The organism is Phaeobacter sp. SYSU ZJ3003 (assembly GCF_041300735.1).
Taxonomy (GTDB): Bacteria; Pseudomonadota; Alphaproteobacteria; order Rhodobacterales; family Rhodobacteraceae; genus Phycobacter; species Phycobacter gallaeciensis_A.
Map to the genome: position 1 here is coordinate 234,496 of NZ_PXNU01000002.1, position 25,214 is coordinate 259,709.

At 61.7% G+C, this 25,214-nt stretch carries 20 protein-coding genes; 7 read left to right on the forward strand and 13 right to left on the reverse strand.

What is annotated here, in order from left to right; genetic code table 11:
* Positions 1-3: 3 nt before the first annotated feature.
* A complete protein-coding gene (gene msrA / locus C6W91_RS02605; RefSeq protein ID WP_274829969.1) occupies positions 4-519 on the reverse strand; it encodes a peptide-methionine (S)-S-oxide reductase MsrA in 516 nt (171 codons plus the stop codon).
* Positions 516-965: a peptide-methionine (R)-S-oxide reductase MsrB gene (gene msrB / locus C6W91_RS02610; protein WP_065271970.1), complete on the reverse strand. Its 450-nt coding sequence runs from the start codon at positions 963-965 to the stop codon at positions 516-518. Before msrB ends, msrA begins: the two co-directional genes overlap by 4 nt.
* A gap of 164 nt (positions 966-1,129) precedes the next feature.
* Here msrB and C6W91_RS02615 point away from each other — a divergent pair, with 164 nt between their 5' ends.
* Positions 1,130-1,654, forward strand: a complete 525-nt coding sequence (locus C6W91_RS02615) for a glutathione peroxidase (RefSeq protein ID WP_370570413.1) — start codon at positions 1,130-1,132, stop codon at positions 1,652-1,654.
* A 7-nt stretch (positions 1,655-1,661) separates the two neighbouring features.
* On the opposite strand, the gene C6W91_RS02620 is transcribed toward C6W91_RS02615, so the two are convergent.
* The 4 genes from C6W91_RS02620 to ade all read right to left on the reverse strand — a co-directional run bounded on the left by C6W91_RS02620 (position 1,662) and on the right by ade (position 6,428).
* Positions 1,662-2,561 (reverse strand): DMT family transporter, encoded by a 900-nt coding sequence (locus tag C6W91_RS02620; protein WP_065271972.1) that lies wholly within the window; start codon positions 2,559-2,561, stop codon positions 1,662-1,664.
* Positions 2,562-2,726: 165 nt separating this feature from the next.
* Positions 2,727-3,020, reverse strand: a complete 294-nt coding sequence (locus C6W91_RS02625; RefSeq protein ID WP_065271973.1) for an HU family DNA-binding protein — start codon at positions 3,018-3,020, stop codon at positions 2,727-2,729.
* 142 nt (positions 3,021-3,162) lie between these two features.
* Entirely contained in the window at positions 3,163-4,629 is a 1,467-nt protein-coding gene (locus C6W91_RS02630) for an AMP nucleosidase (RefSeq protein ID WP_065271974.1), read from the reverse strand.
* Positions 4,626-6,428, reverse strand: a complete 1,803-nt coding sequence (gene ade, locus C6W91_RS02635; protein WP_065271975.1) for an adenine deaminase — start codon at positions 6,426-6,428, stop codon at positions 4,626-4,628. Before ade ends, C6W91_RS02630 begins: the two co-directional genes overlap by 4 nt.
* A 182-nt stretch (positions 6,429-6,610) precedes the next feature.
* Between ade and C6W91_RS02640 the strand changes: the two genes are divergently transcribed.
* Positions 6,611-7,381 carry a class II aldolase and adducin N-terminal domain-containing protein gene (locus C6W91_RS02640; protein ID WP_065271976.1) on the forward strand — a complete coding sequence of 257 codons (771 nt, stop codon included), beginning with the start codon at positions 6,611-6,613 and terminating at the stop codon, positions 7,379-7,381.
* A gap of 43 nt (positions 7,382-7,424) precedes the next feature.
* Positions 7,425-8,624 carry a hypothetical protein gene (locus C6W91_RS02645; RefSeq protein WP_065271977.1) on the forward strand — a complete coding sequence of 400 codons (1,200 nt, stop codon included), beginning with the start codon at positions 7,425-7,427 and terminating at the stop codon, positions 8,622-8,624.
* A gap of 3 nt (positions 8,625-8,627) precedes the next feature.
* Here C6W91_RS02645 and C6W91_RS02650 read toward each other — a convergent pair whose 3' ends face one another.
* Positions 8,628-9,566 carry a GlxA family transcriptional regulator gene (locus tag C6W91_RS02650; protein ID WP_065273644.1) on the reverse strand — a complete coding sequence of 313 codons (939 nt, stop codon included), beginning with the start codon at positions 9,564-9,566 and terminating at the stop codon, positions 8,628-8,630.
* 78 nt (positions 9,567-9,644) lie between these two features.
* Here C6W91_RS02650 and C6W91_RS02655 point away from each other — a divergent pair, with 78 nt between their 5' ends.
* The 3 genes from C6W91_RS02655 (at position 9,645) to C6W91_RS02665 (ending at position 13,998) form a co-directional block, all read left to right on the forward strand.
* Positions 9,645-10,808: an acyl-CoA dehydrogenase family protein gene (locus C6W91_RS02655; protein WP_065271978.1), complete on the forward strand. Its 1,164-nt coding sequence runs from the start codon at positions 9,645-9,647 to the stop codon at positions 10,806-10,808.
* A 353-nt stretch (positions 10,809-11,161) separates the two neighbouring features.
* Positions 11,162-13,201: an acetate--CoA ligase family protein gene (locus tag C6W91_RS02660; RefSeq protein ID WP_065271979.1), complete on the forward strand. Its 2,040-nt coding sequence runs from the start codon at positions 11,162-11,164 to the stop codon at positions 13,199-13,201.
* Positions 13,198-13,998 carry a carnitinyl-CoA dehydratase gene (locus C6W91_RS02665; RefSeq protein ID WP_065271980.1) on the forward strand — a complete coding sequence of 267 codons (801 nt, stop codon included), beginning with the start codon at positions 13,198-13,200 and terminating at the stop codon, positions 13,996-13,998. The genes C6W91_RS02660 and C6W91_RS02665 overlap by 4 nt, the downstream gene beginning before the upstream one ends.
* Before the next feature lie 112 nt (positions 13,999-14,110).
* Here the strand turns inward: C6W91_RS02665 and queG are convergent, their stop codons facing one another.
* From queG to C6W91_RS02690, 5 genes are all read right to left on the reverse strand, one after another.
* A complete protein-coding gene (gene queG / locus C6W91_RS02670) occupies positions 14,111-15,163 on the reverse strand; it encodes a tRNA epoxyqueuosine(34) reductase QueG (protein WP_065271981.1) in 1,053 nt (350 codons plus the stop codon).
* Positions 15,164-15,184: 21 nt separating this feature from the next.
* Positions 15,185-15,850, reverse strand: a complete 666-nt coding sequence (locus C6W91_RS02675; RefSeq protein ID WP_065271982.1) for a glutathione S-transferase family protein — start codon at positions 15,848-15,850, stop codon at positions 15,185-15,187.
* A gap of 64 nt (positions 15,851-15,914) precedes the next feature.
* Entirely contained in the window at positions 15,915-16,649 is a 735-nt protein-coding gene (gene mtgA, locus C6W91_RS02680) for a monofunctional biosynthetic peptidoglycan transglycosylase (protein ID WP_065271983.1), read from the reverse strand.
* A gap of 313 nt (positions 16,650-16,962) precedes the next feature.
* Entirely contained in the window at positions 16,963-21,495 is a 4,533-nt protein-coding gene (gene gltB / locus C6W91_RS02685; protein ID WP_065271984.1) for a glutamate synthase large subunit, read from the reverse strand.
* Positions 21,496-21,570: 75 nt separating this feature from the next.
* A complete protein-coding gene (locus tag C6W91_RS02690) occupies positions 21,571-23,010 on the reverse strand; it encodes an NAD(P)-dependent oxidoreductase (RefSeq protein ID WP_065271985.1) in 1,440 nt (479 codons plus the stop codon).
* 238 nt (positions 23,011-23,248) lie between these two features.
* Here C6W91_RS02690 and C6W91_RS02695 point away from each other — a divergent pair, with 238 nt between their 5' ends.
* Entirely contained in the window at positions 23,249-24,052 is an 804-nt protein-coding gene (locus C6W91_RS02695) for an undecaprenyl-diphosphate phosphatase (protein ID WP_065271986.1), read from the forward strand.
* A 99-nt stretch (positions 24,053-24,151) separates the two neighbouring features.
* On the opposite strand, the gene C6W91_RS02700 is transcribed toward C6W91_RS02695, so the two are convergent.
* Positions 24,152-25,141 (reverse strand): complex I NDUFA9 subunit family protein, encoded by a 990-nt coding sequence (locus C6W91_RS02700; protein ID WP_065271987.1) that lies wholly within the window; start codon positions 25,139-25,141, stop codon positions 24,152-24,154.
* Between the last annotated feature and the right edge of the window lie 73 nt (positions 25,142-25,214).

Here is a 25,214-nt window from a genome sequence, read left to right on the forward strand (position 1 = left end):
GCTCTATTCCGCGGCATCAGCCCGTTTCGGCAGCACCCAGTCGGGGCGCGGGAAATGGCAGGTATAGCCATTCGGCAGACGCTCCAGATAGTCCTGATGCTCGGGCTCTGCCTCCCAGAAATCACCGACGGGTTCCAGTTCGGTTACCACCTTGCCAGGCCAGATACCCGAGGCATTCACATCGGCAATGGTGTCTTCGGCCACGGCCTTTTGCGCGTCATCCACATAGTAGATGGCTGAGCGATAGCTCATCCCGATGTCATTGCCCTGCCGGTTCACCGTGGTCGGATCGTGGATCTGAAAGAAGAACTCCAGCAATTCCCGGTAAGAGGTCTTTTCCGGATCAAACAGGATTTCGATCCCTTCGGCATGGGTTCCGTGATCGCGGTAGGTGGCATTGGGGACATCACCGCCGGTATAGCCGACGCGGGTCTTGATCACCCCGGGGCGTTTGCGGATCAGGTCCTGCATGCCCCAGAAACAACCGCCGGCCAGAACGGCACGTTCAGGATTGCTCATCTGTTATCCTCCACTTGGTCGATATAGTCGCCATAGCCTTCGGCCTCCATCTCGTCGAGAGGAACAAAGCGCAGTGACGCCGAGTTGATACAATAGCGCAGGCCACCCCGGTCCAGCGGGCCATCCGGGAACACGTGGCCCAGATGGCTGTCACCATGAGCCGAGCGGACCTCGGTACGGATCATGCCCAGCGAGCGGTCTTCCAGTTCGGCCACATGCGCCGGTTCGATGGGTTTGGTGAAACTGGGCCAGCCGCAGCCGGATTCATATTTGTCGGACGATGCGAACAGCGGCTCCCCCGAGACGATATCCACATAGATGCCTGGCGCCTTGTTGTGCAGCAACTTACCCGTGCCGGGGCGTTCGGTGCCGGATTTCTGCGTGACGTAGTACTCTTCGTCTGACAGGGCAGCAATGGCATCTGGATCTTTGGTGTATCGCGTCATGTCGGGTCTCCGGCAAATCGTGGTGAGTCAGTACATGGGCTGATGCAGCGGAAATGCAAAGCGATTATTGCCCATCTCGCGCTCTTGTGCGGCAGCGGGGCATTCCGGAATGATCCAAACCGGTGCCCGATCCGTAGCCCTGATAACAACAGTGGAGAGTGAAAATGGTTCGAATGTGGGTATTGGCGGCGCTGTTAATGGTGGGGCAGATGGTGCAGGCGGCACCAGTCGGGGGCGTCTTTGCCTCCATCGATGGCGGTAAAATCGACATATCATCCTTCCGGGGGCAGCCGGTTCTGGTGGTGAACACCGCCTCGCGCTGCGGCTTCACCAAGCAATACGACGGTCTGCAAACGCTCTATGACCGATACAAGGACCGCGGCCTTGTGGTGCTGGCCGTGCCGTCGAATGATTTCAAACAGGAATTGTCCAGCGCCGAAGAGGTCAAGGAATTCTGCGCCCTGAATTATGATCTGACCCTGCCGATGACCGATATCACGCCTGTACGGGGCGATGGCGCGCATCCGTTTTACCAAGCAGTGCGGACGGAAACCGGATTTGAGCCAGGCTGGAACTTCAACAAGGTCCTGATCGCCGCCGATGGCACGGTTGCGGGCACCTGGGGTTCCATCACGCGGCCTCTGTCGGGGCAGATCACCGGCGCCGTCGAAGCCAACCTGCCGCGATAACAGAAATCTATTCCGCGGGTTTCGCTGCGACTTTGGCCGTTCTGCCCGGCTGACGGGACAATTGCACCGCCAGAATGCCGCCGGTGACAATCACCACCCCAACAATATCCAGCGGCCCCAGTTTTTCACCCAAAAGAAGGCTGGCGATCGCCACCCCGAAGACCGGGTTCAGAAAGTGGAAGGTGGCCGCACGCACCGCGCCAATGCGGTTCAGCAGCAGCACCCAGATAAAGGTCGCGGCAAGCCCCGGCACCAGCGTGGTATAGGCAAAGGCCAGTGCCAGCGGCAGGGTCGGATTGACAAAGATATCCTCGAACAGCGGCGCGGCGATGAACAGGCAGGCCGATCCGATCAGCATCTGCAACCCGACCACCATCATGAAATTGCCGCCCGATGTGGCCCCGCGCAGGGCCAGAGTTGCCAGGGTCAGGGCCAGAACGCCGACACCGCAAAGCGCCATGCCGAACAGATCGACCCCGGCGCTGATCCGGGTGCCCATGATCAGGGCAACGCCGACAACACCGGCCAGAAGGCCGACAATACCCAGGGGTTTCAGACGTTCCCGGAACACCAACCAGGAGGCCAGCGCCACCAGCAAAGGCATTGTCGAAGCGATGATCGCCGCCAGCGACGCTTCGATCGTCTGCATGGCGACAAAGTTCAGCCCCAGATACAGCGCATTCTGACAAATCCCGAAAATGATGGTCGCGCGCCACTGTCCGCGTGTCAGCCGCCAAGTCTGTCCCATTGCCAGCGCAATGGAAATTCCGATCAGGCCCGAGATCAGGAACCGCACCGCCAGGGAAAACAGCGGCGAAGCATCCACGACGATGATCCGCGCCGAGGTGAAAGCCGAGGACCACATCAGGGCAAATGTCAGCCCCATGGCGATTGCACGAATATCCAAAGCTGATCCTCCCCTGAATTGCCCGGACAGTCCCGCAAAAGGCGCCGGGGCGCAAGGCCCGCTCACATCACAGTGAGACATCCCGGCTGGTCCCGCGCCCAAAAAGAAAGGGCCGCCCGAGGGCGACCCAAATTCCTGTCAGATCCAAAGGATCCGGTCCGAGACTTATGCGTCTTCGTTGACGCTGTCTTTCAGAGCCTTGGCGATGGTCATTTTGACAACCTTGTCGGCTTCTTTCATGAACTTTTCGCCAGTGGCAGGGTTGCGCACTTCGCGCTCGGGGCGCTCGCGGCAATAGATCTTTCCGACACCGGGCAGGGTCACGGCGCCGCCGTTGGAAACTTCACGCGTGATCAGCGCGCAGACGGCGTCCAGAGCGGCACCAGCTGCTTTCTTATCGCTGCCCATTTCCTCAGCCAGCGCTGCGACAAGCTGGGTTTTGGTCATCGGTTTGGACATTCTTAGCTCTCCTTAAAACTGCCCGAACTGTGGGGCCTCATTGCGTGACATTATCGTTATGTTGTGCGGTAACACAACGCGTAGCGATAGCAAAGATCGTGAAAACAAGCGAATTTCCGCAGAAATTTGGGGAAAACTAGCCTCAGAGGAAGGCCGTTTCATCAAAAGAGCGCAGTTTTCGGCTGTGAAGCCGCTCCAATGGCATGCCGCGCAGCTGCTCCATTGCCCGAATTCCGATCTGCAAATGGCGCGCAACCTGAGTCTGATAGAAGTCCGACGCCATGCCGGGCAGCTTCAGCTCGCCATGCAGCGGCTTATCCGAGACACAGAGCAATGTGCCATAGGGAACCCGGAAGCGATAGCCATTTGCGGCGATCGTCGCGCTTTCCATATCCAGCGCAATGGCGCGCGACTGGCTGAGCCGCTGCACCGGGCCGGACTGGTCGCGCAGTTCCCAGTTGCGATTGTCGATGGTGGCGACGGTGCCGGTGCGCATGATCCGCTTCAGATCGTAGCCTTCGAACTCGGTCACCTCGGCCACGGCCTGTTCCAGTGCGATCTGGATTTCCGCCAGCGCCGGGATCGGGGTCCAGACAGGCAGGTCATCATCCAGCACGTGATCCTCGCGCAGGTACGCATGGGCCAGCACAAAATCGCCCAGCGCCTGCGTGTTCCTGAGGCCGGCACAATGGCCCACCATCAGCCAGGCATGCGGCCGCAGCACCGCGATATGATCGGTGGCGGTTTTGGCATTGGACGGGCCAACGCCGATATTAACCAGCGTGATGCCGCTGCCATCCGCCCGTTTCAGATGGTAGGTCGGCATCTGCGGCAGTTTGGCGATGGCTGGAATGTCGGCATCTGCATCGGTGATCTCATGATCGCCGGTACTGACAAAACTGCTGTAGCCCGAGGCCGGATCGGCCAGCTGCGCGCGCGCATAGGCTTCGAACTCGGCCACGTAGAACTGGTAGTTGGTGAACAACACGTGGTTCTGGAAATGGGACGGATCGGTTGCCGTGTAATGGGCCAGCCGTGCCAGCGAATAATCGACACGCTGCGCAGTGAACAGTGACAGGGGGCCGCTGCCATTGGCGGGCTGATGAGTGCCGTTGACGATATCATCATTCGTCGTGGACAGATCCGGCACGTCAAACACATCGCGCAGGGTAAACCCGGCGGCGCCGTCCTGTGGCACCGTCAGATCCTGCCGCGAGGCCACGGCAAAATGCACCGGGATCGGCGTTTCCGAAGCACCGATGACCACTGGCTGTCCGTGGTTCTTGATCAGCAGGCCGATCTGCTGGATCAGGTAATTGCGGAACAGGTCCGGGCGCGTCACCGTGGTGGCATAGGTTCCCGGCATCGACACATGGCCAAAGCTGAGCCGCGAATCCACTTGCGCAAAGGAAGAAGTGGTAAAGCGAATTTCAGGATAGAAGGCGCGGATACGCTGATCCTGCGGCGCATTTCCAGACATCACCGCCATGAAAGCGTTGCAAAGGAACTCCGTGGACTGCCGATAAAGCAGCTCCAGCCGCTCCACGGCCTGCGCCGCGTCAGTGAATGTCTCGGGGGCGGGATGTTCAGGCAGGCGGATGGTGGTCATGAAATCGGCTCTAACACGGGGATTTTCTTGAATGTGCGCACATCCACCAGCCCCAGATCTGAAATCCGCAGCTCAGGAATTACCACCAGCGCCAATAGCGAATGCTGCATATAGGCGTTGTTCAGCTTGCAGCCACAGGCCTCCATCGCCTCGACCATCTTCTGCGCCTTGGCGGCAACCTCGGTCGCTGGGCTGCTGGACATCAGGCCCGCGATGGGCAATTCGACCAGCGCCAGCTCCTCTCCGTCGCGGAACAGGGTGATACCGCCGCCGACCTCGGCCAGGCGATTTGCGGCCAGCGCCATCTGCTCCCGGTCGGTGCCAACCACGATCATGTGGTGGCTGTCATGCGCCACGGTCGAAGCCATCGCCATGGACCCCTGATAGCCAAAGCCCGAGACAAAGGCGTTGGTGACGCCGCCCGTGGCCTGATGGCGTTCGACCAAAGCGATCTGGCAGACCTCGCCGCTGCCTTCGACCAGCCCTTCGACCACTGGCAATTCCGCCTTCAGCGCCTTGGTCGGGGCCTGGTTCTCTACCACGCCAATCACATTGGCGGTAACCGAGTTCGCCCCCTCCGGCGCCTTCAGTTCAAAATCACCCGCCGACAGCGCGTGGCCCAGATGCACGGTACCCGTGGCGCTCTCTGGCCAGTCATAGTGCGGGCATTCAACAGTAATAGAGCCGTTTTCTGCCACGATCTGCCCACGCGCGATCACCAGTTCGATGGGCAATTCGCGCAGGTCCGAGGTCAGGATTACATCCGCGCGCCGCCCAGGGGTGATCGAGCCAAGCTCGCGCTCCAGCCCAAAGTGCGTCGCCGTGTTGATGGTCGCCATCTGCAGCGCGATTACCGGATCGCAGCCGCAGGCGATGGCGTGGCGCACCACCCGGTTCATATGGCCATCGTGCACCAGCGTGCCGGAATGGCAGTCATCGGTGCAGAGAATGAAGTTGCGCGGATCCAGGCCCTTTTCCGTCACAGCGGTGATCTGGCTTTCGACGTCATACCAGGCCGAGCCCAGCCGCATCATTGACCGCATGCCCTGACGGACCCGGGCGATGGCATCGGCTTCGCAGGTACCTTCGTGATCATCCGCCGGGCCACCGGCCACATAGGCCGCGAAATCCGGTCCCAGATCGGGAGAGGCATAATGCCCGCCTACTGTTTTACCTGCCCGTTGGGTGGCGGCGATTTCCGCCAGCATCTTGGGATCGGCGTTGGCGACGCCGGGGAAGTTCATCATCTCACCCAGACCGATGATGCCGGGCCATGTCATCGCCTCGGCCACGTCTTCGGCGGTGATTTCATATCCGGTGGTTTCCAGCCCCGGCGCCGAAGGCGCGCAGCTGGGCATCTGGGTGAAGATATTGACCGGCTGCATCAGCGCCTCGTCATGCATCATACGCACGCCATCAAGGCCCAGAACATTAGCAATCTCATGCGGGTCGGTGAACATCGAGGTGGTGCCATGCGGGATCACCGCGCGGGCAAATTCCGCCGGAGTCAGCATGCCGGATTCGATATGCATATGGGCATCGCACAGGCCGGGAACCATAAAGCGACCGTTGGCCTCGATCACCTCTGTCTCTGGTCCGGTGCAATAAGAGGCGTCCGGCCCGACATAGGCAATGCGCCCCGCGACGATGGCGATGTCGTGCCCGTCCAGCACTTCACGGGTGTGGACATTCACCCATCTGCCCTGACGGATCACCGTATCTGCGGGCGCGCGGCCTGCGGCAACTTCGATCAGTTTCGGGGCGGAATCGGGCCAGCTGGGAAATGCGGTCTGTGTCATGCGCCAATTGTTCTGATTGCGCTCACAAGTGCAAGGGCCGAAGGCATCCTGTCATCAAAGGATCACCTTCTGCACAAAGCGAAAAATCCCCCTTGCCACTTCCCTGTCGGCGGAGGAGGCTGGGGCAGGATGATCAATGAGCCCTGAAACAGGCTCTAATTTGGATATATGAAGAGGTTCCCATGACCGTCACGGATCTGCGCCCCGATGTCGACCGGCAGAATATAGAACACTGGCAGGAGCGGGTGGACCTTGCAGCGACCTTCCGCTGGACCGAGCGGCTCAATATGCACGAAGGGGTGGCGAACCATTTCAGCCTCGCGGTGAACCCCGAAGGCACGCGGTTCCTGATGAACGCCAACCAGATGCATTTCACCCGCATCACCGCCTCGAACCTGTTGCTGCTGGATGCGGACGATCCGGCCACGATGAACCGGCCCGATGCCCCCGATCCCACCGCCTGGGGGCTGCATGGCTCGATCCACCGCCTGTGCCCGCACGCGCGCTGCGTGATGCATGTGCATTCGATCTTTGCCACGGTTCTGGCCTCTCTCGCCGACAGCAACCTGCCTGCCATCGACCAGAACACCGCGACCTTCTACGACCGTTACGTAATCGACGATGGCTATGGCGGTCTTGCCTTCGAGGATGAAGGCGCCCGCTGCGCCGCCATGCTCACCGATCCCAAGAAGAAGGTGATGATCATGGGCAACCATGGGGTTCTGGTGATCGGCGACACGCCCGGCGATACCTTCAACCGGCTCTACTATTTCGAACGCGCGGCCGAGACCTATATCCGCGCCCTGCAGACCGGCCAGCCGCTGCGCTATCTGTCGGACGAAGTCGCCGAAAAGACCGCTGCCGAGCTGGACGCCTATCCCGGGCAGGCCGAAGCACACCTGCGCGAGATCAAGGCAGTACTGGACAGCGAGGGGTCAACTTACGCAAGCTGAGGCGGGGCCTGTCCCCGCATGAGTTGTTGATGAGGGCTGCCCGATGCATGCGATTGCCGATACCACCCGTCTGACGGCAGAGGGCGTGATCACCGCCGATCAGGCCCGCATCATCGAATCCCGCGCCCGCGAAGCGATGATCACCCTCGGGGTCAACGTCATCCTGTGCCTCGGGATCCTCGCGGCGACGGGCGGCTTCATCTTCTGGCTGGCCGATCCGCTGCCCGTGGCGATTGCGGGTCTGCTGATGACCCTCACCGGGCTGGCGATCCTGGCCCGGGGGGGCGAGATGTTCCACATGTTCGGCAACGCTGCCACGCTGATCGGCGCAGGCATGCTCATCGGTGGCGCCACGCTGGAACTGATGGACAATTACGAAGAGATCGCGGGCTGGGTCCTGTGGCCTGTGGGTGGTTTGCTGCTGGCAGTTCTTTCCCTGCGGTACTGGCGCGGCGGGCTATCGTCGCATTTCGTGCTGGGGGCGCTGATCCTGATGGGGCTGGCCGTCCATATCATCGGGATCGAGGCGCTGAGCAGACAACACGATATCGGCTCACCGCTGCGCAACTTTGAAATGCTGTATTATGCGGCGCTGCTGGCGGGGATCGGCGCGCTGATCGACGTGCGGCTGGTCACCGCCTTTGCTCTGGCGCCTTTTGCTCAGGCGCTGGAAACGGGCAGCGCCTATTTCCACGCCGCCTACGTGTTCTATTCCCCGGAACCGACCCTATCGATTCTGCAGATGTCTGCGCTGATCGCCCTGTGCCTGTGGCTCGCCCGCAGCCAGCCGGAACGCATTGCGCGGCATCTGCGCATTCTTGTCATGCTGGCCTTTGTGGTGGCCAACCTCTGTGCACTGGTCGGTTCGCTGTGGGGGGATTTCGTGGGCGAAACCATCTGGGGGCCGGGACGCTATTACGGCAGCGTCCATCAGGACTGGGACAGCTTCAATGCCGCGCGCACCGTGTTCCGGGACACTGCGCTGGAGCTGTCGGCCAATCTCTATTCCATCCTCTGGGCACTGGCGCTGGCGGGCATGGTGGTCTGGGCGGCGATGCGCAACGAACGCGGTCTGTTCAATGCGTCGCTGACCTTTGGCGGCATCCACGCCTATACCCAGCTGTTCGAGAGCTTTGCCGATGAACCGCTGGCCTATGTGATCGGCGGACTCACGGCGGTTCCGCTGGCCTGGGGGATCTGGCGGCTGAACCTGTGGATCACTGCCCGGCAGGCTGCCCCCTAACCCCTACCCCCTGCGCATCTGGCGCGGGGTACTGCCGAACTCCTGCCGGAAGGCACGTGTCATGGCGCTGGGATCCTCATAGCCGCAACGCAGGGAAATCTCGGCCACGCTGAGCGTGGTTTCCAGCACCAGTTTGCGCGCCTGTATCAGCCGCAGCCTGCGATAGACCGCTTGCGGCGGCGCGCCCAGTTCCGCCTTCATCCGCGCCTCCAGATCCTTTTGACTGCGGCCCACCCGGCGGGCGACCTCTCCGATGGGCAGCGGCATCTCCAGATTGGCCTGCATCAAGTCGATGGCCCGCACCAGCGACCGGCTGCGGGCCAGTGGGATGACCTGACCGCCAGTGGCCTCCGGGCTCATGAACAGGGCCGCAAGCTCCAGCCGCAGCGCTTGGCCGTGGCGTTCCGCGATCAGATCCAGCATCAGCTCGAAGGCAGCCAGCGCGCCGGAACAGGTGACCCGATCCCCGTCCCGCACATAACGCAGCCGCTGCGCATCGACCGAGGGGAAGGCCTCGGTGAAACCCTGCAACTCTTCCCAGTGGATGGTAGCCCGGTGCCCGTCCAATAGCCCCGCAGAGGCCAGCAGCCAGGCCCCGGCATCAAACCCCGCCATCACCGCGTAGCGCCGCGCCGCAGCCCGCAGCCCGCGCAACGCCTTATCGGTGGCCAATGGCCGGTAATGATAGCTGGGCATGGCGATCAGCATGTCGCCGCCGTATTCAGCGAGCCGCCCGTGCGCGTTGACCTCCATCCCCGCCGAAGACACCGCCGTGCCGCCCTCCAGCGTAAGAAAGCGCCAATCGTAGATCTGCCGCCCGGCCAGCGTATTGGCCGCGCGCATGGGCTCGACTGTATTGGCCAAACAGTGACCCGAGAAATCATCAAACAGCAGCACATCCACCTGCTGCGGTGCGGCGCGATCTTTCACCCAACTTTGCATGATTTTCTCCATTTACGCATGAAACCTACCTATATCCCGCGTAGTCTCCCGGACAAGCGAACAAGAAGGATTCCGCAGATGCAGTTTGGGATGACCGAAGAACAGTCGATGATCGTCGACACCACCCGCGCCTTTGTCGAAAAAGAGCTGTACCCGCATGAGCTTGAGGTGGAGCGCAGCGGTCATCTGCCGATGGAGCTGATCAAGGAGCTGCAGGCCAAGGCGATGGAAGCGGGTCTTTATGCCGCCAACATGCCCGAAGAGGTGGGCGGCGCCGGGCTCGATACGCTCAGCTGGCTGATGTACGAAAAGGAACTGGGTCGCGCCAACTACGCGCTGCACTGGACCTGCGTTGCGCGCCCGTCGAACATCCTGCTGGCCGGTACGGATGAGCAGAAGGAAAAGTACCTCTACCCCTGCATGAAGGGCGAAAAATGGGATTGTCTGGCGATGACAGAGCCGGGCGCCGGGTCCGATCTGCGCGGCATGACCGCCACGGCGCGGGCGGATGGGGATGATTACATCCTCAACGGCACCAAGCATTTCATCAGCCACGCCGATATTGCCGATTTCGCCATCGTCTTCATGGCCACGGGTGAAGAGGATACCCCGCGCGGGCCGAAAAAGAAGATCACCGCCTTTTTCGTCGACAAGGGCACGCCGGGCTTCAGCGTGCGCGACGGCTACCGCAATGTCAGCCACCGCGGCTATACCAACGCGGTGCTGGAATTCGACGATTGCCGCCTGCCGAAATCCGCCATTCTGGGTGAGGTGGACAAGGGGTTCGAGGTTGCAAACACTTGGCTAGGCGCAACGCGACTGCAGGTTGCGGCCACCTGTCTGGGCCGCGCTGAACGCGCCTTGCAGCATGCGGTGGAATACTCCGCCGAGCGCAAGCAATTCGGCCAGCAGATCGGGAAATTTCAGGGCGTGTCCTTCAAACTGGCGGATATGGCAACCGAGCTGAAGGCAGCAAACCTTCTGACCTGGGAAGCAGGCTGGAAATTCGATCAGGGCAGCGTCACCGAAAGCGACATGTCCATGGCGAAACTGAAGGCGACTGAAATGCTGGCCATGGTCGCGGATGAGGCGATCCAGATTCACGGCGGCATGGGCCTGATGGACGAACTGCCGCTTGAGCGTATCTGGCGCGATGCCCGGGTTGAACGGATCTGGGAAGGCACCAGCGAAATCCAGCGCCACATCATCAGCCGGGAGTTGCTGCGTCCTCTGGGCGGGTAACCCCCGGTGGTGAAGACCATATTTCACTGCTACCGGCCGTTTTTCACTCATTGGATGAGCACCGAATTTGGGTCAGATTTCGCGACCTGTTTACGGTACGCCTCTGTCGCAGACCTGATACCGTCGGGTTCCTGTGCAACCAAAGTGCAGCGATCTCCCGGGAAAAAAGGCAGTTCAAAAACGACAACCCCCCGGACCCAAAAGGAACCGGGGGGCGTTCTGAAATCGCGGTCTAAAGCATCCCTACTCAATCCGCACAACCATAAAGGGATCATTTCGTTAATGAAACGTTATCAGCGCGGCTATAATTCCGCCCTTGGCCCAAAATTTTTCAGTTTGCATGGGGTTTCAGCATGACTCCGCGCCTGTCACGACTGTTGCGGCCCGAAACAATCGCCGTCATTGGCGGCGGCGACTGGTGTCGGCTGGTGGTTGAGCAATGCCGGTCGATGGGATTCGCTGGCCAGATCTGGCCAGTTCACCCCAAGGCCGAAGAGATCGCAGGTCTGCCCGCCTATGCATCGGTTGCGGATCTGCCCGCTGCACCGGATGCCAGTTTCATCGGGGTGAACCGCTTTGCCACTGTGGATATCGTCGCCGACCTTGCCGCCCGGAATGCCGGCGGAGCGGTCTGTTTCGCCTCCGGTTTCCTCGAGGCCCAGGCCGAGGATGCCGAAGGCGCTGACCTGCAGGCCAAGCTGCTGGAGGCCGCGGCCGAGATGCCGATTCTCGGACCGAACTGCTATGGCTTCATCAACTATCTGGACGGCGCGCTTTTGTGGCCGGATCAGCATGGCGGGCAACCCACCGACAGCGGTGTGGCCATCGTCACTCAAAGTTCCAACATCGCCATTAACCTCACCATGCAGCAACGCGGTCTGCCCCTTGCCTATGTGGTGACAGCGGGCAATCAGGCGCAATCCGGCATCGCCGACATTGGCGCCGCCCTGCTGGAAGACGACCGGGTGACGGCCCTTGGTCTGCATATCGAAGGCTTTGGCGATCTGCGGGCCTTCGAGGCCCTCGCCCAGCGTGCCCGGGAGCTGGGCAAACCCATTGTTGCCCTCAAGGTTGGAAAATCAGCCGAGGCACAGGCAGCGACCGTTTCCCATACCGCATCGGTCGCCGGGGGAGATGCCGGGGCGGCAGCGCTGCTCGCCCGCCTTGGCATTGCGCGGCTCGATGATCTCTCTTCTTTCCTTGAGACGCTGAAACTGCTGCACGTCACCGGGCCTCTCGCCTCAAACCGGATCGCCTCGATCAGCTGTTCTGGCGGCGAGGCCAGTCTGGCGGCGGATACGGCCCATGACCTTGATGTGGTCTTTCCGCCGCTGAACGAGCGCCAGACGACCAACCTGCGCGCGGCGCTGGGACCGATGGTGGCACTGGCCAACCCGCTGGATTACCACACCTATATCTGGCGCGACGTCGATGCGATGACCCGCGCCTTTTCCGCGATGATGGACCCATCGCTGGCGATGACCCTGCTGATCGTCGATTTCCCGCGCCCCGATCGCTGCTCGGCCGCGGACTGGGACTGCGCGATTGAGGCCGCGATTGGCGCCCGCCAGCAGACTGGCGCCAATGTCGGGATGGTAGCCTCACTGTCCGAACTCTTGCCCGAAGAAGTCGCGGCGCAGCTGATGGCGGCAGGCGTGGTGCCCTTCTGCGGATTGCGCGAAGCGATCATCGCCTGCGAAGCCGCCGCAGGATCCCCCCTGCCCGCTGCCGAGCCGCTGTTGCTGCCCACGCCGACGGTGGATCCCGATCTGATCCCCGAGGCCGAAGCCAAGCGGCGCCTTGCGGATTACGGACTGCGTATCCCGAAATCCCATCGCGCAAAAACACCGGGCGCAGCGCGCGCCAGCGCAGCCGACATTGGCTACCCGGTAGCGCTGAAAGGTGAAGGCGTTGCCCACAAGACCGAGGCGGGCGCCGTGGTTCTGAACCTGATGTCCGGCGGCGCCGTAAGCGCGGCCGCAGAGCAGATGCCTGCCTCCTCCTTCCTGGTCGAAGAGATGATCACGGATGCGGTGGCCGAACTGCTGATCGGCGTAGTGAAGGATCCAGCACATGGCTTTGTCCTGACCCTGGCCGCCGGTGGAACCCTGACCGAATTGATGCAGGACAGCGTCTCACTTCTGCTGCCCGCCAGCGACGCGGCCATCGAGGCTGCGCTCAGCTCCCTGCGTATCGCCCGGGTGCTCGACGGCTATCGGGGCAGACCCGCCGCAGACCACGCGGCCATCCTGCGCGCCGTTCGCGCGGTCGGCTCTTATGTGCTGGACCACGCCGAAGGACTGGAAGAGATTGAGATCAACCCGCTGATTTGTACCGCCGATGATGCCATCGCGGCGGATGCGCTTATGCGCAGAAAGGACTGGATGAGATGACCGACACAGATACCGCACAGAGCCCCGTCAAAACCCGCCGCGAAGGCGCCATCCTTGAGGTGACACTGGACCGACCAAAGGCCAACGCCATCGACCTGAAGACCAGCGTTGTCATGGGCGAGGTGTTCCGCGAATTCCGCGATGATCCCGAATTGCGCGTCGCCATCGTGACAGGTGGCGGTGACAAGTTCTTCTGCCCCGGCTGGGACCTGAAGGCTGCCGCGGATGGTGATGCCGTCGATGGCAATTACGGCGTTGGCGGCTTCGGCGGCCTGCAGGAAATGCGCGAGATGAACAAACCGGTGATCGCAGCGGTGAACGGCATCGCCTGTGGCGGTGGGTTGGAACTGGCGCTGTCAGCCGACATGATCCTTGCTGCCGATCACGCCACCTTTGCCCTGCCGGAAATCCGTTCGGGCACGGTGGCCGATGCGGCCTCGATCAAACTGCCCAAACGCATCCCCTATCACATCGCCATGGAGCTTTTGCTCACCGGACGCTGGTTCGACGCAGAAGAGGCGAACCGTTGGGGTCTGGTGAATGAAATCGTCGCCGCCGATCAGCTGATGGACCGCGCCTGGGAGCTGGCCCGGCTGCTCGCCTCGGGGCCGCCGCTGGTCTATGCGGCGATCAAGGAAATCGTGCGCGATGCCGAAGATTCCAAGTTCCAGGACGCGATGAACCGGATCACCCAGCGGCAATTGCGCTCGGTCGATGTGCTCTATGACAGCGAAGATCAGATGGAAGGTGCCCGCGCCTTTGCCGAGAAACGCGATCCGGTCTGGAAGGGCCGCTAGAGCTTTTCGGGCTGAGCCTGAAACAATGGATCAACTGAGGCATGTCACCTAATCGCCCGCCATGCGGCGGGCGGACGCATGCCTGCCGCTGGCGCGACAGGCGTGAAAAGCTTCAACTCCCTTTGATGCGCTGCACCGCCCAGCGCGCGGCATCGGCGACCACGGGATCCGGATCCTCGGTCAGCCGCGCCGCCACCGGGCCAAGGGCGGGATCGCCCGAATTGCCGATGGCATATAGAACATTGCGCACAAACCGATCCCGCCCGATCCGCTTGATCGGCGAGCCCGAGAACATCGCCCGGAACGCCGTATCGTCCAGCGCCGCCAAATCGGCCAGACGCGGCGCGCTGAGCCCTTCGCGGGCGGCATAACGCATGTCGCTGGCTGCAACCGCAAATTTGTTCCACGGGCAGGCGGCGAGACAATCGTCACAGCCATAGATCCGGTTGCCCATCTTGCCGCGCAGCTCTTCGTCAATCGGGCCTTTGTACTCGATTGTCAGATAGGAAATGCAGCGCCGTGCATCCAGTTGATAGGGCGCGGGAAAGGCATCTGTCGGACAGGCCGCAAGGCAGGACCGGCAGGAGCCGCAATGATCCCGCTCTGGCGCATCGACCGGCAGCTCCAGCGTGGTGAAAACAGAGCCTATGAAGGCCCAGTTGCCCCAGTCCCGGCTCACCAGGTTGGTATGTTTGCCCTGCCAACCCAGCCCGGCCGCCTGCCCCAGCGGCTTCTCCGGCACCGGCGCAGTATCGACAAAAACCTTTACCTCGGCAGGATCGCCCGCCTTCTCCGCCTCGGCAATCAGCCAGCGAGCCAGACGTTTCAGACGTTTCTTGACCAGATCATGATAATCCTTGCCGCGCGCATAGACCGAGACCGCACCCCGGTCAGGCTGGCCCACAACCGCCATCGGGTCTTCGTCGGGGGTATAGCTTTCGGCGAGCATGATCACTGATCTTGCCTCGGGCCACAGCTGCGCCGGATCACCGCGCCAATGGCTGCGCTCCGCCATCCAGCCCATCTGCCCGTGATACCCTGCCTCCAAAAAGGCCTGCAGCCGCGCGGGCACCTCGGGCACATCCCCCGGGCGGCAGACCCGGCAGGCGACGAACCCTTCGTCCAGCGCCTGGCGGATCAGCTTTTCCTTCAGGGCAGCGCTCATGCCAACACCGGCAGGCGCAGATCAAAAATCGAGGTCAGCATAATGCGGCGGCGGCCGGAAGCCGGGGATCTGATCAGCCAGGATCGACCGGAATGCCGGGCGCGACTTGATCTTGGCATACCAATCCTTCACGGCGGCAGAGCGGTTCCAATCCACATCGGAGATATAATCGAGCGATGACAGATGCGCGGCGGCAGCAAAATCCGCCAGCGTCATACTATCCCCCGCCAGCCAGCGCCGGTGGTCCAGCAGCCAGGCCATGTAATCCAGGTGATACTTGATCGCCCGGGCGCCAGCCTTGACGTTGCGGCTGTCGGGATAGCCTTCGCCGGTGACCTTCTTGTTGACCCGCTCATACAGCAGTTTCGAGGTCACCTCGTGGTGGAACTTGTCATCGAACCAGCTGACCAGACGGCGCACCTCATAACGGCCATCGGGATCAGAGGGCATCAGCGACGGTTCGGGGCGGCTTTCCTCCAAGTATTCGCAGATCGCCGCGCTTTCCGACATCATCTTGCCATCAAGACGTACCACCGGAACCTTGGCCGCCGGGTTGCGCCGCAGGAAATCGGGATCTTTCTCCCAATAGCGTTCTTCGACCAGTTCGACCTCGATCTTCTTTTCCGCCAGCGACAAGCGGACCTTGCGACAAAACGGTGAGAGCGGGACATGATACAGGCGTGCCATTGGCGGGTGGAGTCTCCTGAAGCGTGCGGGATAGAACCAGCAATGCCCGCTTGCGGCAAAAGTTTCAATCCTCGAAACAGGCTGATCGTCCATCTGCGCGGATGGTGGCCGCCCCATCCCGGATCTGCGCCGCCCGTTGACGGACGAATTTTGACGGCCGCGACGCCGATCTGCCCTTGGGATCCGGCAGCACCGCCGCGATCAGCGCCGCCTGACGCGCGGACAAAGCATCAGGGCCGACGCCGAAATACTGCCGCGCCGCCGCCTCGACGCCAAAGACGCCTTCGTCCATCTCCGCGACGTTCAGATAGACCTCCAGGATGCGCCGTTTGCTCCAGATCGCCTCGACCAGCGGAGTCATCAGTGTTTCCAGCGCCTTGCGGATCCAGCTGCGCCCCTGCCAGAGGAATACGTTCTTCACCACCTGCTGGGAAATAGTCGACCCGCCACGCTGACCGCCCTCGGCAAGGGCCGCGCGGATCGCGGTGACATCAATCCCCCAATGCTGGCAATACCGCGCATCTTCCGCCGCCACCACGGAGCGCGCCATGACCGGCGCGATATGGTCAAACGGGACCCATTCCCGATCCACCTCACCCAGCCTGCGCTGTTCGCTCCAGATCGTATGGGTGATCGGCGGGTTCACCACCGAATAGAGCGCCACCAACGCCACAGCCAGCAGGGCAGCCGCAAAAAAGGCTCTAAGAACCCATTTGCGCACCCACCTCAAGGGCCAGGTCATCCGGCGCAGCAGAGACGCACTGCGCGGGCCCGGCTTTTTCTTCGCTGCCTTCGCCATACCCCCTCTATACGGCAGAGCCACCCGTGGCTGCCACCGTGAAATCCGCCTGCTGCTCCGGACCCCTCATCGCATGCCCAAAACGGGCACGGGACAAAGGGACGGCTCAGGCAGAATTGCGGAGGCTCCGCGCCGCAGGCGGGGAAACCGCCATTGTGCTTGAACCGGTCCTGTCCCGGGACAGGCAGGGGTCAGGCGATGTAGGCGCCAGGGCTTGCTGCTCGGGTGACCCGGAGAAACACTCCCCCAAAAAGAAAAAGCCCCGCAGGCGGGTCGCCTGCGGGACAATTTGATAGCACTGTTTTCGTTCGGCTTATTCGGCGGGAACGGCAGCCTGCTCTTCCGAGATCGGATGCGTCAGCTTGTTCAGCATTTCCTTGGGGCAAACCTGCAGGAAATTACCCTTCTCGATGTCCCAGTGTTGCAGGATCTCCGCGGCCTTGCGGCTTCCGGTTTCCTCAAGATGACGCTCGATCAGGCCTTTCAGCTGCGCTTCCCAATGCTCAACGGTGACCGGGCAGGTAACCAGCGATTCCATGTTCATCATGGTCTCGGCCTTACCCTCGGGGTCATAGAGATAGGCCATACCCCCGGTCATGCCGGCACCAAAGTTGGCGCCGATGGAGCCCAGGATGACCGCAACACCGCCGGTCATATATTCACAACCGTTGGAGCCGCAGCCCTCGATTACCACCTTGGCGCCCGAGTTGCGGACCCCGAAACGCTCGCCCGCGCGGCCCGCTGCGAACAGGTAGCCGTCCGTAGCGCCATAAAGCACGGTGTTGCCAACGATGGTGTTGTCGCTTGCCACCAGCGGCGAGGCCATCGGCGGACGCACGACGATCATGCCACCCGACAGGCCCTTGCCGACATAGTCGTTGGCATCACCGGACACTTCCAGTTTCAGACCCGGCGCCGCAAAGGCCCCCAGGGACTGACCGGCCGAGCCTTGCAGCTTCACCGTCAGGTGGTTGGGCTGGAAGGAATTACGCATACCGAAGTTGCGCACGATATGGCTCGACGTGCGGGTACCCACGGTGCGGTGGGTGTTCTGCACCGCATAGGACAGCTGCATCTTTTCGCCATCCTGCAGGAACCGCGCCGCATCGCGCACGATTTCCGCGTCCAGCGTATCCGGCACCGCGTTGCGGTCCTTGTCGCGGTTGTAGACGATGCTGGCAGAGCCATCGACGGTGATCAGCAGCGGGTTGAGGTCGAGATCATCGAGATGCGCCGAACCGCGTGAGACCTGCGCCAGCAGATCCGCACGGCCAACCACTTCATCCAGGCTGCGCGCACCGATGGAAGCGAGGATTTCCCGCACTTCCTGCGCGTAGAAGGTGATCAGGTTCACCACCTTGTCGGCGTTGCCGGTGAACTTGTCACGCAGGCTTTCGTCCTGGGTGCAGACGCCCACCGGGCAGGTGTTCGACTGGCACTGACGCACCATGATGCAGCCCATCGCGATCAGCGCGGCGGTACCGATGCCGTATTCCTCGGCGCCCATCATCGCGGCCATGACGATGTCGCGTCCCGTGCGCAGACCACCATCGGTGCGCAGAGTCACGCGGCCCCGCAGGTTGTTCATCGCCAGCACCTGATGCGCTTCGGTCAGACCCATTTCCCAGGGCAGACCGGCGAATTTGATCGAGGTCGCGGGCGAAGCACCGGTGCCGCCATTGGCGCCCGAGATCAGGATGATGTCGGCCTTCGCCTTGGCAACGCCAGCAGCAATGGTGCCAACACCAGAGGAAGCCACCAGTTTCACCGTCACCTTGCAGCGCGGGTTGATCTGTTTCAGGTCATAGATCAGCTGCGCCAGATCCTCGATCGAGTAGATATCGTGGTGCGGCGGCGGCGAAATCAGGGTCACGCCCTTGGTCGAATGGCGCAGGCGGGCAATCAGGTCGGTGACCTTCATCCCCGGCAGCTGACCACCTTCACCCGGTTTGGCACCTTGAGCGACCTTGATCTCCAGCTCTTCACACTGGTTCAGGTATTCGGCGGTGACACCGAAACGGCCTGAGGCCACCTGTTTGATCTTGGCCGACGGGTTGTCGCCATTGGGCTCGGGCACAAAGTGTGCCGGATCCTCGCCACCCTCACCGGAGTCCGATTTGGCGCCGATGCGGTTCATTGCGACGTTCAGCGTCTTATGCGCCTCGGGCGACAGCGCCCCCAGCGACATGCCCGGCGTCACAAAGCGTTTACGGATCGCGGTAATGCTTTCCACTTCCTCCAGCGGCACCGGCTTGCCCAGCGGCTTGATGTCCAGAAGGTCGCGCAGATGGATCGGCGGATTGCTTTGCATCTTGGCCGAATACTGCTTCCACATCTCGTAGGACGCCTTGTTGCAGGCCATCTGCAGCATATGCATCGAGCTGGCTTCCCAGGCATGGGTCTCACCCGATTTACGCGCCTTGTAAAAGCCGCCAATCGGCAGAACGTTTTGCTGCTCTGCCCATGCGGTGCCGTGGATTTCCTCAGCCTTGACCTGGATACCCGACACACCGATGCCGGAAATCCGGCTGGTCATACCCGGGAAGTATTCGGCGCACATGGCGCGGGACAGGCCTACGGCCTCGAAATTGAGACCGCCACGGTAAGAGGAGATCACCGAGATTCCCATCTTGGCCATGATCTTCAAGAGGCCCTGGTCAATGGCTTCGCGGTAGCGGCTGACGTTCTCGGTCAGGCTGCCGTCCAAGAGGCCGCGTTCGATACGGTCTGCCAGCGAATCCTCGGCCAGATATGCGTTCACCACGGTGGCGCCACAACCGATCAGCACCGCAAAGTAATGCGGGTCGATACACTCGGCCGAACGCACGTTCAGCGAACAGAAGGTCCGCAGACCCTTGCGGGTCAGATGCGAATGCACGGCAGAGGTCGCCAGGATCATCGGCATTGCAACCTTATCCGCATTCGAATGCTGGTCGGTCAGAACGATATGGCCAGAGCCGGAGCGCACTGCCTCTTCAGCCTCGGCGCGAATGCGCTGGAGCGCCGCATTCAGCGAGCCTTTGCCCGGTACGAAAGTACAGTCGATCTCGACCAGCGGCGCGTTGAGGCTCTCCATCAGCTTGTCCCACTGGGCGTTGCCGACAAAGGGGCTTTCCAGAACGAAGATCTCGGTCTGGCTGCTGTCCTCATCCAGAACGTTCTTGAGGTTCCCGAACCGCGTTTTCAGCGACATAACCCGGTATTCACGCAGGGAATCGATCGGCGGGTTGGTCACCTGGCTGAAGTTCTGACGGAAGAAATGCGACAGCGGGCGGTATTTCTTGGAGAGAACCGCCGACGGGGTGTCATCGCCCATGGAGGCCAGCGTTTCCTTGCCGTCCTCAGCCATCGGCGCCAGGATCTGCTCCAGCTCTTCGATGGTGTAACCGGCCGCAATCTGGCGGCGGCGCAGTTCTTCGCCCTGGAACAGCGGCTTTTCCGTCACCGTGGCAAGGGATTCGTCCAGATCGTTGATCTTTTCAACCCACTCGCCGAACGGCAGCGCGGCGGCCAGCTTGTCCTTGATCTCGGTGTCGTGGAACAGCTTGCCCTTTTTCATGTCCACGGCCAGCATCTGACCGGGGCCAAGCGCACCCTTTTCCACCACGTTGGCTTCGTCGATCGGAACCATGCCCGCTTCGGACCCCGCGATCACCAGACCATCGCCGGTGACGACATAGCGCATCGGGCGCAGGCCGTTACGGTCCAGACCGGCGCAGACCCAGCGACCATCTGTCATTGCCAGCGCGGCAGGGCCATCCCAGGGCTCCATCACGGAGTTGCAGTAGGAATACATGTCGCGCCAGGCTTCGGGCAGTTCGACCGCCTGTTTCGACCAGCTTTCGGGTACCAGCATGGTTTTCGCCATGGGGGCGGAGCGGCCCGCGCGCACCAGAACCTCAAACACCGAATCGAGCGCCGCCGAGTCGGAAGACCCGCCCGCGATGATCGGTTTGATGTCCTCAGCATAGTCGCCAAAGGTGGAGGAAGCCATGCGGATCTCGTGGCTCTTCATCCAGTTGACGTTGCCCTTCAGCGTGTTGATCTCACCATTGTGGGCCAGCATGCGGAACGGCTGTGCCAGCCACCACTGCGGGAAGGTATTGGTGGAATAGCGCTGGTGATAGATCGCAAAGGCAGATTCAAAGCGTTCGTCCATCAGGTCGGGATAGAAAACCGCAACCTGTTCGGCGAGCATCATGCCCTTGTAGATGATCGACCGGCAGGACAGCGACGCGATATAAAGACCACCAATCCCGGCAGCAGCGGCTGCTTTCTCAATCCGGCGACGGATCACGTAAAGCTCCCGCTCAAAGGTGTCTTCGTCCACGCCCTTGGAGTTGGAGATCAGGATCTGCTCGATCTCGGGGCGGGTGGCGTTGGCCTTTTCACCCAGGCAGGTCACATCCACCGGCACGTGGCGCCAGCCATAGATGTAATAGCCCATGCGCAGAACTTCGGTTTCCACGATGGTCCGGCAGGTTTCCTGTGCGCCGAAATCGGTACGCGGCAGGAAGACCTGACCAACCGCGATCAGCTGATCGGTGTGCGGCTCGTGGCCGGTGCGCTTGATCTGGTCATAGAAGAAGGGAACCGGGATCTGCACGTGGATGCCCGCACCATCGCCGGTCTTGCCATCGGCATCGACCGCACCGCGGTGCCAGATCGCCTTCAGCGCGTTGATACCGGCTTCGACCACCTTGCGGCTGGCGCTGCCATCCTGCGAGACGACCAGACCCACACCGCAGGAAGAATGCTCTTCTTCCTCGGAATAGAGACCGTTTTCTGCCATCCACTTGCGCTTGGCTTCTTCGGCGCGGACCCATTCTGCATCATATTTCGTCATGTCATTTTCCTTTGCCTGGCGGGGGCGCCTCGCCTGTTTCAGGGGCGCGCATCCGCGTGGGACCGAAGTCTTTGGTTATTCAGCTGCGACGGCTGCCTTTGCGTTGAACCGCTCCAGGATCGCCTCGGCACAGTCACGGCCGTCCTTGATGGCCCAGACCACGAGGCTCGCCCCGCGCACGATATCGCCCACGGCATAGACGCCGGGAAGATCGGTTGCGCCGGATTTGAACTCGGCCTTGACGGTGCCCCAGCGGGTGACCGGCAATTCGGGCTGGCCCCAGAGGGTCGGCAGATCTTCCGGCTCAAAGCCCAGCGCCTTGATCACCAGGTCGGCCTCTTCGACATAGTCGGCACCTTCGATCACCTCGGGAGCCTGACGGCCGGTGGCATCGGGGGCACCCAGGCGCATCTTCTGCACCATCACGCCGGTCACCTTGCCATCCGCATCGGCAAATCCCTTGGGCGCCGACAGCCATTCAAAGACGACGCCTTCTTCCTCGGCGTTCTGCACTTCGCGCTGCGAACCGGGCATGTTGGCACGGTCGCGGCGGTAGAGACATTTCACCGATGTCGCGCCTTCGCGGATCGAGGTCCGCACGCAGTCCATCGCGGTATCACCGCCGCCGATCACAACGACCTTCTTGCCTTCGGCATTCAGCTCACCGCTGTCGAATTCGGCAACCGTGTCGCCAAAGCTGCGCTTGTTGGAGACGGTCAGGAAGTCGATCGCCTTGACGATGCCCGCCGCGCCGCTGCCCGGCATGGCCAGATCGCGGGATTTATAGACGCCGGTGGCAATGATCACCGCATCATGCTTGGCCCGGAGGTCAGCAAAGGAGATGTCCTCGCCCACGTTGCAGTTCATCACGAATGTAACGCCGCTGTCTTCGAGCAGTTTGTTGCGGCGCATCACCACGTCTTTTTCCAGCTTGAAGCCGGGAATGCCGTAGGTCAGCAACCCGCCGGCCCGGTCATAGCGGTCATAGATGGTGACCTGCACACCCGCGCGGCGCAGCATGTCCGCAGCTGCCAGACCACCGGGGCCGGCACCGATGATGCCAACGCTTTCGCTACGCTCATGAAGCGGTGCAAAGGGTTTGACCCAGCCGTTTTCCCAGGCGGTGTCGGTGATGTATTTCTCCACCGCGCCGATGGTGACCGTGCCATGGCCGGATTGCTCGATGACACAGTTGCCTTCGCACAGGCGGTCCTGCGGGCAGATGCGGCCGCAGATTTCCGGGAATGTATTGGTCGCCTGGCTGGTGGCATAGGCTTCTTCCAGACGGCCGGTCGCGGTCAGACGCAGCCAGTCGGGGATGTTGTTGTGCAGCGGACAATGGGACTGGCAATAGGGCACGCCACACTGGCTGCAGCGGCTGGCCTGCTCTTCTGCCTTCGCCTGGGCGAACTCCGCATAGATTTCGTCGAAATCTTCCTTGCGCGCTTCCGCGGTCCGCTTCTCGGGCATGTCGCGTTCGATCTGCACGAATTTGAGCATTGGTTGCTTGGCCACGGGGGGACTCCATTTTTAGCTTGCTCCGGTCGTCATAGATCGAAGCGCGGCGGATTAAAAGTCAACTGTACTGACCTATTTTGTCAGTTCTCGCTTTCTGATACCCGCTGGAGCAAAAAAGTACAGTGATTTTAGATCCGAATCGGACCTAAGTGCTGCGCTTCCCATCCGGGTGCAAATTTACTAAAGAAAATTGACCGCTTAGGACCCCTCCGGTCCGATACAGGAGCGCCCGGCCATGCCTCTCTTTCAACTCGTCCTGGTCGCCCTCATTCAGGGCATCACCGAATTCCTGCCGATTTCCTCCTCCGGGCACCTGATTCTGCTGCCTGCGCTGACCGGGCTGGACGATCAGGGGCAGGTGATCGACGTGGCCGTTCACGTCGGCACACTGGCGGCCGTGGTGATCTATTTCTGGAAAGATGTGCGCACCGGCTTGATGGGGTTGCCGCGTCTGGCCTGCGGACATGTAGACACCGAAGGTGCCCGACTGGCGCTGGGGCTGATCGTCGCAACAATCCCCACGGTCCTGTTCGGCGCCGCCCTGCATTTCACCGGCTTCAGCGACGCGCTACGCTCCACCGCTGTCATCGGCTGGACCATGCTGATCTTTGGCATTGTCCTTTATGTCGCCGATCAGAAGGGCGCGAGCCTGAAATCCGCACAAGACTGGGGCCTGCGTGATGCGCTGATCATGGGGCTGTGGCAGATGATCGCGCTGATCCCCGGCACCTCGCGGTCCGGCATCACCATCACCGGTGCCCGGCAGTTGGGCTATACCCGCACCGAAGGCGCACGGATTGCCATGCTGATGTCGATCCCCACCATTATCGCCTCAGGCGTTCTGCTGGGGGCTGAAGTCGCGGTCGAGGCAAATACCGCCCTGATGCGCGACGCCGCCATCGCCGCCGTGCTGGCGCTGGTCTCGGCCCTTGCAGCCCTTAGCCTGATGATGCGGCTGCTGAGATCGGTCAGCTTCACCCCCTATGTGATCTACCGGGTGGTTCTGGGCGTTGTGCTGCTGATCGTCGCCTATAGCTGAGATCCCTCTGCGCCGATCAGACAAAGAACAGTCAAAGAAAAAGCGCGGCACCAGATGGACCGCGCTTCATGATCTTATATGGACCTGCCGCCAACGCGATCAGGCGTCGCCCTTCAGGTTGCGAGCCGAAGCGGTCATCACGTCGTATTGCCCGGAGGGGCGGAATTTCCACAGGTAATCCGGCAGGATCGGGCCCATCAGTTCCGGCTCGATCCCCAGATCGGCGAACCCTTTGGCGCCCTCAGATACCACATTGTCGCGGCGCAGGCTCTTCAGCTGGTCGCGGGTCAGCACCTTGTTCTCGATCAGCTGGAAGCTGGCGGCCTGAAGCACGTCAAACCCGAAGGCCACGATACCGGCAACGAAACGCGGCAGCGACAGCACCAGACGACGGCGATGGATGACCGACAGCATCTCCTGCATCAGCGCGGCAAAGCTCTTCACTTCCGGCCCGCCCAGCTCGTAGATGCCCGGCTCGGCCTGACCCAGAACTCCGGCCACGGCGGCGCGCGCCACATCATCCACATAGACCGGCTGGAACAGGGTCTTGCCGCAGGCAATCGGCAGCACGGGCGACATCCGCGTCATCGAGGCGAAACGGTTGAAGAACTGATCTTCGGTACCAAAGATGATCGAGGGGCGCAGGATCACTGCAGCCGGGAAAGCCCCCTGAACGGCGGCTTCGCCTGCGGCCTTGCTGCGGGCATAGTCGCTGTCGCTTTCGGCATCGGCGCCAAGGGCAGAGATATGTACCAGTTGCTGGACACCCTGTTCGGCAGCGATCCGGGCGATGCGGCCCGCGCCTTCGGCCTGGACGGCATCAAAGGTATTCTTGCCCAGCTCGTTCAGAACGCCGACGCAGTTCACAACCGCATCCGCGCCCTGCATCACCGCCGCGACAGAGGCATCGTCGCGGATGTTGCAGAAGACAGGCTCGACCTGACCAGGGACACCGTAGGGTTTTACATGCATCGCCTCGTTCGGGCGGCGCACGGCGACCCGGACCCGCCAGCCTTCCTTGGCCATCCGGCGCGCAATGTATCGACCGACAAAACCAGATCCGCCATAGATCGTGACCAGTTTGGACATCTTTTGGCTCCTGCAGTTAGCTCTTGACCCGATCTACCGGGCCAGCGGGTTTCAAACAAGGCGCAAAATCATG